15 protein-coding genes are annotated in these 16,541 nt (G+C 61.8%); 1 reads left to right on the top strand and 14 read right to left on the bottom strand.

Translation table 11 applies throughout. From position 1 onward, the window contains the following. Nucleotides 1-150: 150 nt before the first annotated feature. Genes ACYQ8E_RS13665 through ACYQ8E_RS13650 form a run of 4 tightly spaced genes read right to left on the bottom strand, consistent with a single transcriptional unit; the run spans nucleotide 151 to nucleotide 3,651 of the window. The gene (locus tag ACYQ8E_RS13665; RefSeq protein ID WP_066723738.1) at nucleotides 151-762 is read right to left on the bottom strand and encodes a PqiC family protein; all 612 of its coding nucleotides are present in this window, start codon (nucleotides 760-762) and stop codon (nucleotides 151-153) included. Beyond that, the gene (locus tag ACYQ8E_RS13660) at nucleotides 759-1,754 is read right to left on the bottom strand and encodes an MlaD family protein (RefSeq protein WP_066723733.1); all 996 of its coding nucleotides are present in this window, start codon (nucleotides 1,752-1,754) and stop codon (nucleotides 759-761) included. The genes ACYQ8E_RS13665 and ACYQ8E_RS13660 overlap by 4 nt, the downstream gene beginning before the upstream one ends. After that, nucleotides 1,751-2,512 (bottom strand): ABC transporter ATP-binding protein, encoded by a 762-nt coding sequence (locus ACYQ8E_RS13655; RefSeq protein WP_066723730.1) that lies wholly within the window; start codon nucleotides 2,510-2,512, stop codon nucleotides 1,751-1,753. Before ACYQ8E_RS13655 ends, ACYQ8E_RS13660 begins: the two co-directional genes overlap by 4 nt. A 2-nt stretch (nucleotides 2,513-2,514) precedes the next feature. Then, a complete protein-coding gene (locus tag ACYQ8E_RS13650) occupies nucleotides 2,515-3,651 on the bottom strand; it encodes an MlaE family ABC transporter permease (protein WP_066723726.1) in 1,137 nt (378 codons plus the stop codon). Nucleotides 3,652-3,837: 186 nt separating this feature from the next. On the opposite strand from ACYQ8E_RS13650, the gene ACYQ8E_RS13645 reads away from it, so the two are divergent. Continuing rightward, nucleotides 3,838-4,479 (top strand): hypothetical protein, encoded by a 642-nt coding sequence (locus ACYQ8E_RS13645; RefSeq protein ID WP_066723722.1) that lies wholly within the window; start codon nucleotides 3,838-3,840, stop codon nucleotides 4,477-4,479. A gap of 11 nt (nucleotides 4,480-4,490) precedes the next feature. On the opposite strand, the gene ACYQ8E_RS13640 is transcribed toward ACYQ8E_RS13645, so the two are convergent. From ACYQ8E_RS13640 to nuoG, 10 genes are all read right to left on the bottom strand, one after another. Further along, a complete protein-coding gene (locus ACYQ8E_RS13640) occupies nucleotides 4,491-5,279 on the bottom strand; it encodes a phospholipase A (RefSeq protein ID WP_197463709.1) in 789 nt (262 codons plus the stop codon). Nucleotides 5,280-5,550: 271 nt separating this feature from the next. Further along, nucleotides 5,551-7,011 carry an NADH-quinone oxidoreductase subunit N gene (locus ACYQ8E_RS13635; protein ID WP_459861081.1) on the bottom strand — a complete coding sequence of 487 codons (1,461 nt, stop codon included), beginning with the start codon at nucleotides 7,009-7,011 and terminating at the stop codon, nucleotides 5,551-5,553. A 40-nt stretch (nucleotides 7,012-7,051) separates the two neighbouring features. Continuing rightward, on the bottom strand, nucleotides 7,052-8,617 hold the full coding sequence (locus tag ACYQ8E_RS13630) for an NADH-quinone oxidoreductase subunit M (protein ID WP_066723715.1): 1,566 nt from the start codon (nucleotides 8,615-8,617) through the stop codon (nucleotides 7,052-7,054). 44 nt (nucleotides 8,618-8,661) lie between these two features. Further along, nucleotides 8,662-10,641 (bottom strand): NADH-quinone oxidoreductase subunit L, encoded by a 1,980-nt coding sequence (nuoL, locus tag ACYQ8E_RS13625; RefSeq protein ID WP_066723713.1) that lies wholly within the window; start codon nucleotides 10,639-10,641, stop codon nucleotides 8,662-8,664. A gap of 47 nt (nucleotides 10,642-10,688) precedes the next feature. Further along, the gene (gene nuoK, locus ACYQ8E_RS13620) at nucleotides 10,689-10,994 is read right to left on the bottom strand and encodes an NADH-quinone oxidoreductase subunit NuoK (protein WP_066723711.1); all 306 of its coding nucleotides are present in this window, start codon (nucleotides 10,992-10,994) and stop codon (nucleotides 10,689-10,691) included. Between the two features lie 25 nt (nucleotides 10,995-11,019). Beyond that, entirely contained in the window at nucleotides 11,020-11,523 is a 504-nt protein-coding gene (locus tag ACYQ8E_RS13615; protein WP_066723708.1) for an NADH-quinone oxidoreductase subunit J family protein, read from the bottom strand. 21 nt (nucleotides 11,524-11,544) lie between these two features. Next, nucleotides 11,545-11,940 (bottom strand): NuoI/complex I 23 kDa subunit family protein, encoded by a 396-nt coding sequence (locus ACYQ8E_RS13610; protein WP_066723705.1) that lies wholly within the window; start codon nucleotides 11,938-11,940, stop codon nucleotides 11,545-11,547. Nucleotides 11,941-11,971: 31 nt separating this feature from the next. Beyond that, nucleotides 11,972-13,024 (bottom strand): NADH-quinone oxidoreductase subunit NuoH, encoded by a 1,053-nt coding sequence (gene nuoH, locus ACYQ8E_RS13605; protein ID WP_066723702.1) that lies wholly within the window; start codon nucleotides 13,022-13,024, stop codon nucleotides 11,972-11,974. A 49-nt stretch (nucleotides 13,025-13,073) separates the two neighbouring features. Then, nucleotides 13,074-14,036 (bottom strand): tetratricopeptide repeat protein, encoded by a 963-nt coding sequence (locus ACYQ8E_RS13600; RefSeq protein ID WP_066723700.1) that lies wholly within the window; start codon nucleotides 14,034-14,036, stop codon nucleotides 13,074-13,076. Between the two features lie 12 nt (nucleotides 14,037-14,048). Next, nucleotides 14,049-16,529 carry an NADH-quinone oxidoreductase subunit NuoG gene (nuoG, locus tag ACYQ8E_RS13595; RefSeq protein ID WP_066723691.1) on the bottom strand — a complete coding sequence of 827 codons (2,481 nt, stop codon included), beginning with the start codon at nucleotides 16,527-16,529 and terminating at the stop codon, nucleotides 14,049-14,051. Nucleotides 16,530-16,541 lie beyond the last annotated feature (12 nt).

The raw sequence follows: 16,541 nt of genomic DNA, 5'->3' as shown, positions 1-16,541 counted from the left end.
CGGCTCCGGCCGCTGCCAGGTATGGGGAGTTGCATCAGGTTCTGGATCATACGGGGAAATTGTATTCCATTTCGCCGGCGGTCACCACCGGCGGCAAGCGGTCAGCTGCGCGAGCGGACGAGCGCGGCCAACCCGGCCGGTCGGGCTTCTCTAGCCGGCCCGAGCCGGGATCAGGACGAGGGCGACCTGGCGCGCCAGTTCGCCGCCGAAGCGGGCCAGCAGCTGGTCATAGCCCTCCACCAGGGATGACGCCGAGCGCTCGGGCCAGGGTGCAACCAGTTCCACCTGGCCCCGTGCCAGGATCGCGCCGGCAGGGGTGGCCAGTTGCCAGCGCGCCGCCAGCTCGACCTGCCCGCTCGCCTGATTCCCCTCAAAACGATCGAAACTGACTTGCAGTCGGCCCGTCGCCGCCCGGGTGGCGCTCTCGGCCCCGGCGACCACCACCAGCTCCGGCAGCCGCTGGCGCAGGGTGGCGGCGAGAACCCGGGTGATCCCCGTCGCCAACGGCTCGCCCCAGCGTTCAAAGGGGGCGATTTCGAGTTCCTGTTCGTTGCGCCGGGTCACCAGTTGCGGCCGGTCGAGGTAGGCGGGAAGGGCTACCAGGGTCAGTTGCAACTCACCCTGGACCGGCCCGGCCGGCACCGGCGCCGGCGCCGCGCCCAGCAGGTAGAAGTGGCTCGGTGGCGTCGGCGCGCCGAGGGAGATGCAGCCGGCAAGAGCGGGAATCGCGAACCAGGTCAGAAACCGTGCAATCCTTTTCATGGCGTCCCCTGTCGTCCCTTGAGCAGCATTTCCGGCTGCAGTTCCAGCGCCTCGGCGAGAATGCGCACTGCCCGCGCGGCGTCGGTCAACTCCTGCAGCGCCTGGCGCAGGGCCGCCCGTTCCGGCGCCTGGGGCGCCAGGGTCGAATCGAGGCCGGCCAGGGCACTCTCGGCCTGGCCAAAGGCACCTCGCGCCACTGCCAGAGTGCCGCGCAGCTCCCTGCTGACCGGGACCAGCTCGGCATCGAGATGTTCAGCCAGGGTGGCCACCGATGCCATCGTCGTTGAGACGTCGCCGACCATCCTGGCAAAATTCGCATCGACCTGGCCGCTCAGTTTCTGCACCGCCTGCAGGGTTTCGTTGAGGGTCCTTACACTCTCGCCCAGTTCGGGGCTGTTGACCAGGTTTTCCAGGCCGTCGAGGGTCGTCACCACCTTCTGCACCAGCTGATCGAGGGGGATCTGTTCCAGGGTTTTGGAGACCTCCTCGAAGCTCGACAGCACGGTCGGAATTTCCTGGTAATCCCCCCCCTTGCCGACAAAGTGGGCCTCACTCTCCGGGAAGATATCGAGCTGGACGAAAAGCTGACCGGTCACCAGGCTCAGCATCTGCAGCTGGGCGCGCAGGCCGCGTTTGACCAGCAGATCGATGAAGGCATCCGTCGCGCCCTGGCCGGGGCCGGTCCCCGGCTGATCGGCGCCGACCGCCTGGATCCTTTCCATGTCGGTCTCAATCAGGACCGGGATGCGGAAGGTCAGTTCCCGGGTGTCGAAGATGACCCGGATATCCTTGACCTGGCCGATGGTGACGCCGCGGAACATCACCGGCGCTCCGATCGTCAGCCCCTTGACCGAACCGCTGAAGTAGACCACGTTGACCCGGACATCCTTGCGCAGCCAGCCGGAACCGAACAGGGCCAGGGCGCCCAGCGCCAGGATCACCGCCCCGGTGACAAAGGCGCCGAGGAGGGTCGGACTGAATTTTCGGCTCATGCTTCACCTCGCTGCAAAAACTCCCGAACCTTCGGCTCACCGGCGGCCAGCATCTCGGCGGGGCTGCCGCTGGCGATCATGGTCCGCTGTTCCGGGTCGAGAAAAACGCCATTGCTGCCAATGGCAAAGATGCTGGCGAGTTCGTGGGTGACCACCACCAGGGTCGCGGCGAGGCTCTCCCGCAACTCCAGGATCAGGTCGTCGAGCCGCCGGGCGCTGACCGGATCGAGGCCGGCCGAAGGTTCGTCGAAAAAGAGGATCTCCGGATCGAGGGCCAGGGCGCGGGCGAGGCCGACGCGCTTGCGCATGCCGCCGCTGAGCTGGGCGGGCGCGAAGTCCTGATAGCCGTCGAGGCCGACCAGGGCCAGTTTGAAGGCGACCTGCCCCCTGATCTCCGCCGCGGAGAGGCGGGTGTAGTGGTGCAGCGGCAAGGCGATATTTTCCGCCACGGTCAGGGAACTCCAGAGCGCGCCGCCCTGGAACAGGACCCCGATCCGGCGCAGCTGGCGGATTCGCTCCTCCTCGTCAAGGGCCCACAGATCTTCGCCACCATAACGGATGGTGCCCGCCGCCGGGGTCTGCAGGCCGATCAGGTGCCGCAGCAGCGTACTCTTGCCGCAACCACTCGGGCCAATGATGAGGAAGACATCGCCGCGGCGGACATCGAAGGTCAAATCCTGCTGGACCAGGGTGTCCCCGAAGGACATCTGCAGACCCTCGACGGCGAGGACCGGCCCCGGCTCCCGGTCACGGATCATCGTCAGACTCCGATCAGGTTGTAGAGCACGGTCAGGATGGCGCACCAGACCACGATCCAGACAATCGATGTTACCACCGCTGCGGTCGTCGCCTCGCCGACGGCGGCGGCACTGCGGCCGCAGGCGAGGCCGCGGTGGCACCCCGCCAGGGCGACCACGATGCCGTAGACGGTCGCCTTGACCAGACCGCCGGTGAAATGATAAAGCGGGACCGCCTCCCGGGTCTGCTGCAGATATTGCAGGGGCGTGATATCGAAAAGGCTGACGCAGACCAGGCCGCCGCCGATGATGCCCATCAGGTCGGCATAACAGCAGAGCAGCGGTATCATCAGGACCAGGGCCAGCAAGCGCGGCAGGACGAGAAATTCGAGCGGGTCGATGCCGAGGGTGCGCAGCGCGTCGGTCTCCTCGTTGACCTGCATCGTCCCGAGTTGGGCGGCATAGGCGGCGCCGGTACGGCCGGCGAGGATGATTCCCGTCATCATCGCCCCCATGTCCCGGGCCATGCCGATGCCGACCAGGTTGGCGACATAGATCTGCACACCGAAGGTCTGCAGCTGCATGGCGCCGATAAAGGCGAGGATCAGGCCGACCAGCAGGGCGATCAGGCTGACGATCGGGAGGGCCCGTGGCCCGCAGTCCTGGAGGAAACCGGCGAGATCCTCGGGGCGCCAGCGCGCCTTCCCCCTGAGCATGCGCCAGGCCGCCCGCGTCGTTCCGCCGAGAAAAGCAAGGGCCAAGGCGGACCATTCCATCCGTTGCAGCATGGCCGCCCCGACCCGGGCCAGGAAGCCAGGAGGGGCCTGCCGATCCGCATCCCGTTTAGCTTCGCTGCCGCTATCTGTCAGGGTAAGGAGACGCCGTACCCCGTCCGGCAACCCGCTACGATCAATGGCCAGCTGACGTTGGTCGACCTGTCCTTCAATTTGGCGCAGGAACAGAGGAAGACTGCTATCCCAGCCGGTCAGCTGTTCGCTGTCGAAACCAAGCCGGCCGCTGGCGGCTGCGAGCCGGGCCATAAGGCGATCGTCAACCGGACGATCTCCCCGCAGGCTCCAGGTTCCGGCCAGGGTCAGGATCCATTCCTCCGCCGCGGCCTCCTGCAATTGGGCGGCAGCGACTTCCTCGCCTCGATTCATGCCACGTCCCGTCCTTTGTCCCCGAGGTTTAACACCAGTGCCCCCCCCGGAAAAGATTAACAGGGATTGCGGGCAGTAAAAGCGCAACCTGCGCCGGGGATTGCAGTTGGCAGCGAAAAGCATATAGTATCAGAGGCAGGCGGCAGTGATTGCCGCTCCGCTTTTCTGCAAAGGAGCTTATCCACCGTGAAAACGACCCTTCCTGCCATCCTCGTCGCCCTGCTGTTGACCCTGACCGGTTGCGCCTCCACCAGGATCAGCGGCACCTGGCGGGACCCGGGTTACAGCGCCCGCATCAACAGGGTCCTGGTACTCGGCGTCGCCAAGCAAGAGAGCACGCGCAAGATTTTCGAATCGGCCTTTGCCAACGGCCTTGACGCCGAGGGCGTAACGGCGGTCCCCAGTTTTTCCGTGCTCCCCGATGGCGGCGCCTCCCAGGAGGAGATCAACGCCGCCGCCAAAAAAATCGGTGTCGATACGATCCTCGTCACCAAACTGGTCGACCTTAAAAAGGAAAAGCAGCGCGTCACCGATATCAACACCGATCGCAGCTTCAACGGCCGCAATTACCCTTACGATTATTACGACGGGCGCTACCCGCCCCCCAGCCACTGGTACAACGACTACAGCCGCAGCTATACCACGGTTCGCAGTTATGACGTCACCTACAAAGTCCTCGATCTCGAGACCAATCTCTACGATTTCAACAGCGGCAAACTGATCTGGACCATCCTTACGCGCACTACCACCTCCGAAGCGATCCAGAGCCAGACCCAGGAAATTGTCAAGGTCCTGATCCGGCAACTGCGCCAGGACGGCCTGCTCTGAAGCTTAAGGACCTACAGCAGATCACTGAAGAGGAGCCCGACGCCGATGCGGTTGCTTGAGGCATTGTAATCGACCAGGCTTTCCCCGTAACCATTGAAATATTTCACATACCCCTTGAAGCGACCGGCCAGGGGGAAACTCCAGTCGATCTCGATCGCTCCCTTGTTCCCTTCGGCCCGCAGGTTGTTGCGCCACACCATGCCGAGGGTCTGCTCTCCCAGTTTGTAAACCGCCGTCAGCTCTCCGTATCCCAGGTATCGTTCCAGATCGGGATTGTCATCCCCCGAGCTATCGTCCGGTCCGGTTTTGGCTTCTTCGGGAATCCGGTACCAGGGGCAGAGTGCCAGCACCAGCCGCCCGCGTTCGAAGATAAAATAACCCTGCACCCGGTTCCAGCTGCGAGAAAGGGTGCCGGAACGGCCATTCGACTGGTGCACCAGCCCGAAGGTAAAACTTTTGGCGTCAAAACCGAAAATCCTCTGATCGGTTCGAATCGCCAACATCAACTCGGGCTCGTGGTTGGTTTCCCGGAACGGGCTGGAGGCATCACTGTTATAGGCCTGCCACCAGGAATGGTTGGTATAGGCGAGGAAGAGGCGACCGTTCTCTTTCCAGAGGCTGTTGACCAGGGGGAACTGCAGGCTGACCTGGAACTCGACCTCAGCGTGATCGACGGTGTCACCGACATCCGAGGTGGTCCTGCGATTGGGTGACGCATTGTAGCTCAGGGGAAGCAGGTAATTCCGCTTGTAGGTAGTAATGGAAAAGGGATTGCTCTCCAGCTTCCCTTCCAGCTTCATCCGTTCGGAAAAGGCTCCCGGGGTGCCAGCGGCTTCCGGAACCGCCTCCTCTGCACATACCCAGGATCCCGCGCATATCAGGTAGGCCAGCACGGCGATATAGAACACTGCCCGGCCCCGTGTCCTTCCGCTTCCCGTTTCTGTTGGCATCTTTCCCTCATTGATTCCGATGGCGTACTGACCAGCCCCTTGCGTTCGGCCACTGACGCAAACGAGCCCCGAATCGAAAATCGATTCGGGGCTCGCAGTATAACACGTTACCGAGACCAGGCTAGAAAAGCGCCTGCTTGGCCAGTTCCATCACCGGACCGGGGAGAATGCCGAGGTAGAAGATCCCGATCAGGGCGAGCACCAGGGAAATGGTGGCGCCGAGGTTGGCCTTCACCCAGGAGAAGTCTTCGGCCGGATCGCGGAAGTACATGGCGACCATGACCCGCAGGTAGTAGTAGAGGGAGACCGCAGAGTTGAGAACACCGATAACCGCCAGCCAGATGTAGCCGGCCTTGACCGCGCCGGAAAAGATATAGAACTTGCCGACAAAGCCAGCCGTCGGCGGCAGCCCCATCAGGGAAAGGAGGCAGATCGTCATGGCAATGCCGAGGAAGGGTTTTTTGTAACCGAAGCCGGCAAACCCTTCAAGCGTCAGGTTGTTCTCCCCTTCCTTGCCGGCGAGGACCAGCACGGCAAAGGCGCCGAGATTCATGAAGGTGTAGACGAGCATGTAGAAGAAGACGCCCGACAGACCAATCTCGTTGGCGGCGACGATACCGACCAGAGCGTAACCGGCATGGGAGATGGAGGAGTAGGCGAGCATGCGCTTGATATCGGTCTGGGCGATGGCGACGATGTTACCGACGGTCATCGTCAGTACCGCCAGCAGCCAGAGGAGGGGACCCCATTCGGCGTGCAGGCCACCCAGGCCAAGAATCAGGATGCGAATGAAGGCCGCCAGGGCCGCCGCTTTCGGGCCGGCGCTCATAAAGGCGGTGATCGGGGTCGGGGCACCCTGGTAAACGTCCGGAGCCCACATGTGGAAAGGCGCGGCGCCGATCTTGAAGAGGAAACCGGTCGAGAGGAGCAGCATGCCGGCAATCGTCATCGGATTACCGAGAACCGCCGGGTGCGACGACAGGAAGAGTCCGATGTCGGCGACGTTGGTCGTCCCGGTGACGCCGTAAAGCAGAGCGATGCCGTAGAGGAGGAAGCCGGTGGAGAAGGCGCCGAGGAGGAAATACTTGAGTCCGGCCTCGTTGGAGCGCAACTGGTTGCGGAAGAGGCCGGAGAGGACGTAGAGGGCGACCGAGAGGACCTCCAACCCCAGGAAGATGGTCATCAGGTCGGTGCCCGAAGCCATCCACATCGCCCCGGCGGTGGCGAAGAGAATCAGCGGGTAGTATTCCGCAATCGGGTACCCTTCCCGCTTCAGATAATCGTCGGACATCAAAATCGCCAGCGCCGCCGAGAAGAGGAAGGTGAAGTTGAAGAAGGTCGCGAAATTATCGAGCGCCACGTGCCCGGCGAAACCGAACTGGGGGTTGTTCCAGCCGAGGTAGGCGAAATAGCCGGTCACCACCAGGGCGACGATGCTAAGCCAGGCGACGTGGGTGGTTCGGCCGCGCTTGGAAAAGACGGCCACCAGCAGCAGCACCATGCCGAAGCAGGTCAGCACCAGCGAGGGCATGATGGCCCAGAAGTTCACGTTCTGCATGGCGATTTGCACCAGATTTTCCATGGAAATGCTCCTTCGGAAGCCGAGATATATCTAAGTATCGTTACTCGTGGCCATGGCCCATGTGGCTGGGCATCTCTACCTTCTCGACCACCGCGACCTGCTGTTTCCCTTTGACCTGCTCGATGAGGCGCTCCAGCGAGGGATTCATCTTCTCGAAAAAGGGATTGGGTGCGACCCCGATCCAGAAGACGAAGACCAGCAGCGGCAGCATGATGACGATTTCGCGCAGGGAAAGATCCTTGAGATTTTCGTTCTTCGGGTTCTTCAACTCGCCGAACATCACCCGCTGGAACATCCAGAGCATGTAGACCGCGGCCAGAATGACACCGCTGGTCGCCACCACCGCAAACCAGCGCAGCTCGCTCTCGAAGGCGCCGATCAGGACCAGGAATTCACCGACGAAACCGTTGGTCCCCGGCAGGCCGATGGAGCTGAAGGTGATGATCATGAAGATCGTCGCGAAGATCGGCATCACCTTGGCGAGACCGCCAAACTCCTTGATCTCGCGGGTGTGGCGCCGCTCGTAGATAAAGCCGACGATAAGGAAGAGCGCGCCGGTCGAGATGCCGTGGTTGATCATCTGCAGCATGCCGCCCTGCAGCCCCTGGATGTTCATGGCGAAAACGCCGAGCATGACGAAACCGAGGTGGGAGACCGAGGAGTAGGCGACCAGTTTCTTGACGTCGTCCTGCATCATCGCCACCAGGGCGCCGTAGATGATACCGATCACCGCCAGCGTCGAGAGGAAGGGGATGAACATCTGGGTGGCGTCGGGGAAGAGCGGCATGGCGAAGCGAACGTAACCGTAGGTTCCCATCTTCAGCAGGATGGCCGCCAGGATCACGGAGCCGGCGGTCGGCGCTTCGGTATGGGCATCGGGCAACCAGGTGTGCACCGGGAACATCGGCACCTTGATCGCAAAGGAGAAAGCGAAGGCGGCGAAGAGCCAGACCTGGAGATCCGGAGCGATGGAAAGCTTGTAGAAGTCGGCAATGCTGAAGCCGTTGTCAAAGGGCATGCCGGCCTGGAGCGCCTGGTAGTAGACGAAGATAATCGCCACCAGCATCAGCAGGGAACCGACGGCGGTGAAGATAAAGAACTTGACCGCGGCGTAGATGCGGTTCTTGCCGCCCCAGATGCCGATCAGGAAGTACATCGGGATCAGCATCAGTTCCCAGAAGATGTAGAAGAGGAAGAGGTCGAGGGAGATGAAGGCACCGAGCATCGCCGTCTCCAGCAGCAGCAGCAGCGCCATGAACCCCTTGGTGTACTTCTCCACCGCGTTCCAGGTCGAGAGGACCGCAATCGGCATGATGAAGGTCGTCAGCAGGACCAGCCAGAGGCTGATGCCGTCGATGCCGACGTTGTAGTTCATCTGGAAATAATCGCCGATGGTGATCCAGCGCGCGAATTCGACGTACTGCATGTCGGCCGTGGTTTTGAAGACATCGTTGAAAGCGAGCGGCAGGCTGATGACAAAGGTCACCAGGCTCACCACCAGCGTGAAGCCCTTGAGCAGCCCTTCGTTATCCCTGGGGAAGAAGAGCAGGAACACAACCCCCAAAAGCGGGAGGAAGGTTATCAGGCTGAGAAGATGTTCGGTCATTGGAAATCGCTCCTTATGTTGCTATTGCAAAGCAGCCGACGCTTTTACTTCAGGACGAAGAAACCGACGATCAGCACCACGCCAACCACCATACCCATCGCATAGTTGTGCACCATGCCGGTCTGGGTGCCGCGCAGCCCGGCGGCCATCGCACCGAACAGTCTGGCCAGCCCGTTGACGACACCATCGACCACCTTGACGTCAAACCCTTTCCAGAGGAAGGTGCCGAAACGCTTGGTCGGGTTGACGAAGAGGAAATCGTAGAGTTCGTCAATGTACCACTTGTTGAAGACCGCCTTGTGCAGTTTGGGGAAGGCGGCAGTGAACTTGCCGGGGAGGTCGGGATTGGACTTGTACATGTAAAGAGCGATGCCAATGCCGATGAAGGCGATCGCCACCGAAACCCCCATCAGTCCCCACTCGGCGCCATGGGAATGGGCCAGAGCTTCCTTGACGGCAATGTGGTAGGTCTCCTGGGAATGGCCGAAGACCGGCTCAAGGAAGTGCTCAATGCGGTTCCAGCCCTTGGCGAAGAGGGCCGGGACCCCGATCAGGCCGCCAACGGCGGCGAGGGCAGCCAGCACCACCAGCGGCAGGGTGATGACCCAGGGGGACTCGGGGATGTGATCCTTCGCCTTGGGATTGGTGCGCTGTTCGCCCCAGAAGGTCATGGCGACACAGCGGAACATGTAGAACGCGGTCATGCCGGCGGCCAGGGCACCGACGATCCAGAGGCCGATGGCACCGCGGGTCGAAGCGAAGGACCACCAGAGGATTTCGTCCTTGGAGAAGAAGCCCGACAGGCCGGGAACGCCGGCGATGGCGAGGGTGGAGATCAGGAAGGTCCAGTAGGTAATCGGCATCTTCTTGCGCAGCCCACCCATGTTGCGCATATCCTGGGGATCGTCATGGAGATGGGCGTGGTGGAGACCGTGATGCATACCGTGAATGACCGAGCCCGAACCAAGGAAGAGGCAGGCCTTGAAGAAGGCGTGGGTCATCAGGTGGAAGATACCGGCGGTAAAGGCGCCGACCCCCATCGCCAGGAACATGTAACCGAGCTGGGAGACGGTGGAGTAGGCGAGAACGCGTTTGATGTCGTTCTGGGCAAAACCGATGGAGGCAGCAAAGATCGCGGTGGCGGCGCCGACAATGGCGACGACCATCATCGTCGTCGGGGCCATGGCGAAGAGGCCGTTCATGCGGCCGATCATGTAGACGCCGGCGGTGACCATGGTCGCCGCATGGATCAGGGCCGAGACCGGGGTCGGGCCTTCCATCGCATCCGGGAGCCAGGTGTAGAGCGGAATCTGCGCCGACTTGCCGGTGGCGCCGAGGAAGAAGCAGAGGGTGATCACTGTCACCACCACGCTGCCGGTCCCGAGGAGATGGGCATTATGGCCGATTTCGACGAAGTTGATGGTCCACACCCCCTTGCTGCCGAGGGCATAGAAGAGGGTGAAGAGGCCAAGCAGGAAGCCGAAGTCACCAATGCGGTTGACAACGAAGGCCTTCTTGGCGGCGTCGCCCGCGCTCTTCTTGTGGAAATAGTAACCGATCAGGAGATAGGAACAGAGGCCGACACCCTCCCAGCCGATGAACATGACCAGGGCGTTGTTGCCGAGCACCAGCATCAGCATCGCGAAGACGAAGAGGTTCAGGTAGCAGAAGAAGCGGTAGAACCCCTCTTCTCCATGCATGTAGCCGATGGAGTAGAGGTGAATCAGCGAACCGACCCCGGTGACGACCATGATCATCAGCGCCGAGAGGGGATCGAGGAGGAATCCCCAATCGACCTGCAGCTGGCCGACCGACATCCAGGAGGCGATCACCACCTCGTGAACCTTTTCGCTGTCCCCGAGCAGCTGGAAAAACATTTTGCAGGAGACCGCGAAGGAGAGGACCATCATCCCGGTGGCGATGCTACCGATGATCTTCTCATTCTTGATCTTCTTGCCGAGCAGCCCGTTGATGATCGAGCCCAGCAGGGGGAAGAATGGGATGAGCCAGAGTTTGTCGTACATCTATATCTCCTCTAATCGGATTGGGCCACGTGCGAATCCGCAGTGAATCACCATTTCAGCAGGTTAAATTCTTCGACGTCGATCGACTCGCGGTTGCGGAAGAAAGCAATCATCAGCGCCAGGCCGACCGCCGCTTCCGCCGCGGCCACCGTCATGACGAAGAAGACGAAGACCTGCCCGTCCATGCTGCCGAGGAAATGCGACAGGGCGATGAACGAGAGATTGACGGCGTTGAGCATCAGCTCGATACACATGAAGACGACAATGGCATTCTTCTTGGTGAGCACGCCGACGGTCCCCAGGGAAAAGAGGATTGCGCTGAGTACGAGATAATGGTGGACGGTTGGTTCCATGGTTCTCTCTCCTGTTCCGCGGGATCTAGACGTTCCTCTTGGCCAGCACCACGGCGCCGACGATGGCAACCAGGAGCAGGATCGAGGTGATTTCAAAGGGGAGGAGGAAATCGGTGAAGAGCGCCTTGCCGATCAACTCCGTGTGCCCGACCCGTGCCACGACCTCCTTGGTGATCTCCCCGGGCATTCCGGTGGCGTCGCTGTGGTTGAGCATGTAGAGGAACTGGATCACCATCAGAACGCCGGCCCCGGCGGCAAACCCCTTGCTGTGACTGGTCTGTCGCTGCGACGTCGTGCCGATGTTGAGCAGCATGATGACGAAGATGATCAGGACGATAATCGCGCCGGCATAGACCATGATCTGGATCGCAGCCATGAAGGGCGCATGCAGCATCACATAGAAGGTCGCCAGGCAGACAAAGGTCATGACCAGCGAGATCGCGCTGTTGACCGGGTTCTTGCAGGTGACGACCAGCAGGCCCGAGATGACCGCAACCAGGGCGACCAGGTAAAAGAACAGAATTTCCATGGGATAACGCTCCTGTATGGATTACTTGAGAAGGCGCTCTTTGGTAAAGGTAAAGTCGTCCCGCTGGTAGTTGGCCAGCTCGTAGTTGCCGGTCATCTCGATCGCCTCGACCGGGCAGGCCTCGACGCAGTAGCCGCAGAAGATGCAGCGCAGCAGGTCGATCTGGTAGATGCGCGGGTACTTCTCGCCCTTTTCGTTTTCGGCCGATTCGACGGTGATGCACTTGGCCGGGCAGACCGTCGGGCAGAGGTAGCAGGCGACGCATTTCTCCCGATCATGGGTCGGCACCAGGCGGTGCAGCCCGCGGAAGCGGTCGGAGACCTGCAGTTTCTGCTTCGGATACTGCACCGTGGTCGAATGCCCCGGGAGCATGTGCTGGAAGGTAATGCTCAGACCTTTGATGAATTCCTTGATCATGGGCCGAATCCTCTTGTCTCGGGTGTTTGAATTACTGCTGTGCCACGATCACCAGGCCGGTGACCACGATGTTGGCGAGCGAAAGGGGAATGAAGACCTTCCACCCCAGGAACATCAGCTGGTCATACCGTACCCGCGGCCAGGTCGCCCGCAGCCAGATGAAGAAGAACATGAATGCGAAGATCTTCAGCAGGATGTTGATGGCGCCGGGGAAGGGGCCGTCCCAGCCGCCGAGGAAGAGGGTCGCCGCGATCGCCGAGATGACGATCATGTTGGCATACTCGGCCATGAAGAAGAGGGCGTACTTCATCGAAGAGTATTCGGTACAGAAACCGGAGACCAGCTCGGTCTCGGCTTCCGGAAGGTCGAAGGGGGTGCGGTTGATCTCGGCCAGGCCGCAGATGACGAAGAGGCCGAAAGCGAGGGGCTGGGAGAAGATATACCAGTTGTGCATCCAGGCCGGCACCGAAGTGAGTCCCCAGAGCGGCTGCATCTGCGCTTCGACGATGCCGCGCATGCTGAGGGTCTCGGAGAGCATGAAGACGGCGATGATCGACATCCCGGCCGCCAGCTCGTAGGAGACCATCTGTGCCGAAGAGCGGATGCCGCCAAGGAGCGAGTACTTGCTGTTGGAGGCCCAGCCTGCGAGAACGATGCCGTAGACGCCAAGACCGGCCATGGCGAGGATGTAGAGCATGCCGACATTGAGGTCGGTGATCTGCATCGGAATGACGTAATTGCCGATCGTCAGGTCCGGGCCGAAGGGAATCACCGCGGAGGTGATCAGCGCCGGCACCAGAATCATCATCGGTGCGAGAATGAAGGGGACCTTGCTCGCTTCCGAGGGAATGATATCTTCCTTGAAGAAGAGCTTGAGGCCGTCGGCAATCGGCTGCAGCAGGCCATGCCAGCCGGTAGCCATGGGGCCGAGACGGGTCTGCATGTGGCCGATTACCTTGCGCTCCACCCAGGTCGCGTAGGCGACCATCAGCATGGTCACGGAAAAGACCACGAGGATCTTGACCAACATGGCAAGGACGAACAGGGCGGGGCTGTTAGAGAGGCTCAGGATTTCCGGGTTCATGTCTATCCTCTTCCTTAAACGATGTGGACACGGTCGTTATCGGTGACGGTCAAAATCCGGGTTTATGCGGTGTTTTCATCTGCCCCATGTGGGACTTGAGGTACTGGGCGTCCCGATGCTGCGGGTTGATCGCCAGGGCGGCGTCGACCGCCTCCAGGGCGGCACCGAGCAGGTCGAGCTGCAGGTTGCATTCGGCAATATGGACGTAGGCCTCCGGGTCCCTGGGGTTGAGCCGGAGCGAATCCCGGTAGGCGTCGATCGCCCCGCCGAAATCACCCGCCCGGCGCAAGGTCTCGCCGAGCATGAAGCAGGCCGGGGCAAAGCGCGGACTGCTCGTTGCGGCGGCGCGGAACTGGTCGGCCGCCTCCCCCATCTCGCCCTTGCGGTAAAGGGCCATGCCGAGCTCGAAAATGGCCGAAGTATAGCCGGGGCTGATCGTTACCACCTTGCGAAACTGCTCGACGGCCTGGTCGTATTCGCCCTGCTGCTCCAGTACCAGCCCGAGGGTGTAGAGCGCCCGTGTGTACCTGCCGTTGATGGCGACTGCCTGCTCGAGGGCGCTGCGGGCCTCATCGAGACTGGAGTTGCGCAGGCAGGTGAGGCCGAGCCGGTAATGGGTTTCGGCGCTGCCGGGGTTGATCTCCAGGGCCCGGCGGTAGCTTGCGATGCTGCCGGCCAGATCCCCCAGGCCGTATTGGGCCATCCCCAGCTTGAAGTAGACCCGGAAGGGTTCCGGCTCGCCCTGCAACGCCCGGGTGAGAGCCGCTACGGCCTGCGACAGATCGCCGCGATCGTAGAGGGCCAGCCCCTTGTAGTAATATCCCTTGCTGAACTCCGGGGCCCGTTGCAGGGCCTGGTCCCAGAGCTGCACTGCTTCGTCAATCAGACCGCGGTGGTAACAGTCGATCGCCTTCTGGTGAAGGAACCCGACATCCTCGACGAGATTGGCACCGCACTGATCACAGTACCTGGCCCGGGCGGATACCGGGGATTGACACTTGGGGCAATCCATGATCGCTCCTGGTTACTTGCTCACTTCCACCGAAACGGCAGCTTCCCCGCGGTAAAGCCGGTTGATGCCGGCGCTGGCGAAGTGATAGGGGGCAAAGACCACTCCCTTGGGGAGACGGTTGCCGATCTTGGCCTTGAGCTGCAGCTCGACGCCGTTCCCCTTGAGCTTGAGCAGATCCCCCTCGGCGACCTTGAGTGCAGCGGCGTCTTCGCGACCGAGCTCGAGGTAGGGTTCGGGGATGACGGCCAGCGGGCCCTTGGCCCGGGTCGACATGGTGCCACTGTGGTAAAGGGCACTGCCGGTCACCAGCTGAAAGGCGCTGGTCACGGGCTTGCCGCCAGCCACCGGCACCACCTTCTTGCGGGTCGGCGCCAGCTGCTCGCCGCCCCAGACAACACCCTGGGCGCCGATGGCGGTGAAGTCGATCCCGGCGTACCCGGGAACGGCCTGCGCCAGGTCGGCAAAGATCGCCGCCGGGCCGGTGTAACTCAGGGTACTGCCGAACAGTGCGCCCAGAGCGGTGAAGATCTCGGCATCGCTCCTGGCTTCGCCGGGCCGGGTCACCCCGGGGCGGACCCGCTGGATGCGCCGCTCGGCGTTGGTAAAGGTCCCGTCCTTCTCGGCGAAGGAGACCGCGGGAAGCACGACATCGGCCTGCTCTGCCGTCGGCGAAAGAAAGAGGTCCTGAACGACGACGAACTTCGCCTTCGCCAGCGCCGCCTCGACCTTGGCCCGGTCCGGGTAGGAGGTCAGCGGGTCTTCGCCGATCACGTAAAGGGCACCGAGCTTCCCTTCCCCGGCGGCGGCGAGCATCGCCTGCGCACCAAGTCCACCCTGGCCCGGCAGCACCTGAAGATCGATGGCGCCCTGGCTGTTGGCTTTCTCGCCACAGAGATAGAGACCGCTCCCTTCCCGCCCGGCATTGCCGGAGAGGATGGAAAGGTTGGCCGCGGCGATCCCGAGTTCCTTGCTGTTGGCGCTGTAGGGGAGGCCATAGGCGAGGAGAATCGCACTCTTTTTCGCAGCCGCGAGCTGGCGGGCCGCCTTGCGCAGCGCTTCGGCGGCCACCCCGCTCTCGGCGGCGACCTTGTCGACCGCATATTCGGCAAGGCTGGCCTTGAGGGCGTCGAGGTTTTCGACCCCCTCGGTCACCGCCAGGCCTTCCTCGATGAGGACGGCAGCCATGGCATTGAGGATGTTGACCTCAAGGCCGGGCTTGGCGAGCAGAGTCGCGGCGTGGGGCAGAGTACCGAACTTCCCTTTTTTGTCGGCGACCACAATCAACTGGGCCTCGTTGCGCTTGACCGCCTGGTTGATGACCATGCCGAAGACCGGGTGGGTCTCGTAAAAATCGGAACGGATCGAAAGAATGACATCACACTCTTCGACCTGCGGAAAGGTCCCGGTAGAGGCAGTCAGCCCCAGGGTCTCCTGCAACCCCTCGGTCAGCCCCTTGTAGCATTCGCCGCCGGAGTGGTCGAGGTTGGTGCTGCCAAGGGTCCCGGCCAGTTTTTTCAGGAGATGGAACTCCTCGTTGGTCAGGCGTGCGCCGGAGAGAATGCCGACCCCACCGGCATTTTTGGCGCCGTTGAAACCGGCCACCACCGCTTCGAGGGCCTCGTTCCAGCTGACCTCGACCAGGGCACCATCCTTGCGCAGCAACGGTTTCTGCAGGCGCTCTTCACTGTTGACGTAGGAATAACCAAAACGGCCGCGAATGCAGAGGTTGCCATCGTTGACCCCGGTCTTGTCATTGAAGCGGATGGTCTCGACCTTGTTGTCCTTCACTCCGAGGGTGACGGTGCAGCCGTTGCCGCAATAGCCACAGACCGAGTCGACCTCCTTGAGCTGCCACGGGCGCGCCTTGAACTTGAAGGGGCGTGGCAGGATCGCTCCGACCGGGCACATCGAAACGCACTGGCCGCAGAATTCGCAATTGAGGCCGCGATCGAAGGCGGTGGCAATCTTGGTCTCGAAGCCGCGGTTGATGAAGGAGTAGGAGCCGTAGGCGACGATCTCGTCACAGACCCGGACACACTTGCCGCAGAGAACGCAGCGGTTCATGTTGCGCTCGATGAGCGGATTGACTTCGTCCTTGGGGAGGTCGAACTTGACCCCTTCGAAGCGGTTCTTGACCACCTCGAACTCGTAGGTCAGGTCCTGCAGGTCGCACTCCCCCCCCTTGTCGCAGACCGGGCAGTCAACGACATGGTTGACCAGCAGGAATTCGAGGACGGTCTTGCGCACCTTCTGGATCTCGTCCGAGGTCGTCGTCACCACCATCCCCTCGGTCACCGGGGTGGTGCAGGAGGGGATCAGGCGCCCCTTCATCTGCTCGACTTCCACCAGGCAAACCCGGCAGGCTCCGTAGGGGAGCAGCTTCTTGGCATAACAAAGGACCGGGATATGGATACCGGCTTCCTGGGCAGCCTCGTAGATGGTCGCGTTCTTCTTGACCGTGATTTTTTTGCCGTCAATCGTCAGATTTACCATCTCGTCCTCGTA

This window comes from Desulfuromonas carbonis (assembly GCF_054658035.1).
Note: the sequence above shows the minus strand (reverse complement) of the source record. Positions and strands in the feature narration are given on the sequence as shown.

Bases quoted from the DNA above. Each gene is read 5' to 3' on its own strand.
- ACYQ8E_RS13665 (WP_066723738.1), bottom strand. From the start codon at position 762: ATGAAAAGGATTGCACGGTTTCTGACCTGGTTCGCGATTCCCGCTCTT.
- ACYQ8E_RS13660 (WP_066723733.1), bottom strand. From the start codon at position 1,754: ATGAGCCGAAAATTCAGTCCGACCCTCCTCGGCGCCTTTGTCACCGGG.
- ACYQ8E_RS13655 (WP_066723730.1), bottom strand. From the start codon at position 2,512: ATGATCCGTGACCGGGAGCCGGGGCCGGTCCTCGCCGTCGAGGGTCTG.
- ACYQ8E_RS13650 (WP_066723726.1), bottom strand. From the start codon at position 3,651: ATGAATCGAGGCGAGGAAGTCGCTGCCGCCCAATTGCAGGAGGCCGCG.
- ACYQ8E_RS13640 (WP_197463709.1), bottom strand. From the start codon at position 5,279: ATGAAGCTGGAAGGGAAGCTGGAGAGCAATCCCTTTTCCATTACTACC.
- ACYQ8E_RS13635 (WP_459861081.1), bottom strand. From the start codon at position 7,011: ATGGAAAATCTGGTGCAAATCGCCATGCAGAACGTGAACTTCTGGGCC.
- ACYQ8E_RS13630 (WP_066723715.1), bottom strand. From the start codon at position 8,617: ATGACCGAACATCTTCTCAGCCTGATAACCTTCCTCCCGCTTTTGGGG.
- nuoL (WP_066723713.1), bottom strand. From the start codon at position 10,641: ATGTACGACAAACTCTGGCTCATCCCATTCTTCCCCCTGCTGGGCTCG.
- nuoK (WP_066723711.1), bottom strand. From the start codon at position 10,994: ATGGAACCAACCGTCCACCATTATCTCGTACTCAGCGCAATCCTCTTT.
- ACYQ8E_RS13615 (WP_066723708.1), bottom strand. From the start codon at position 11,523: ATGGAAATTCTGTTCTTTTACCTGGTCGCCCTGGTTGCGGTCATCTCG.
- ACYQ8E_RS13610 (WP_066723705.1), bottom strand. From the start codon at position 11,940: ATGATCAAGGAATTCATCAAAGGTCTGAGCATTACCTTCCAGCACATG.
- nuoH (WP_066723702.1), bottom strand. From the start codon at position 13,024: ATGAACCCGGAAATCCTGAGCCTCTCTAACAGCCCCGCCCTGTTCGTC.
- ACYQ8E_RS13600 (WP_066723700.1), bottom strand. From the start codon at position 14,036: ATGGATTGCCCCAAGTGTCAATCCCCGGTATCCGCCCGGGCCAGGTAC.
- nuoG (WP_066723691.1), bottom strand. From the start codon at position 16,529: ATGGTAAATCTGACGATTGACGGCAAAAAAATCACGGTCAAGAAGAAC.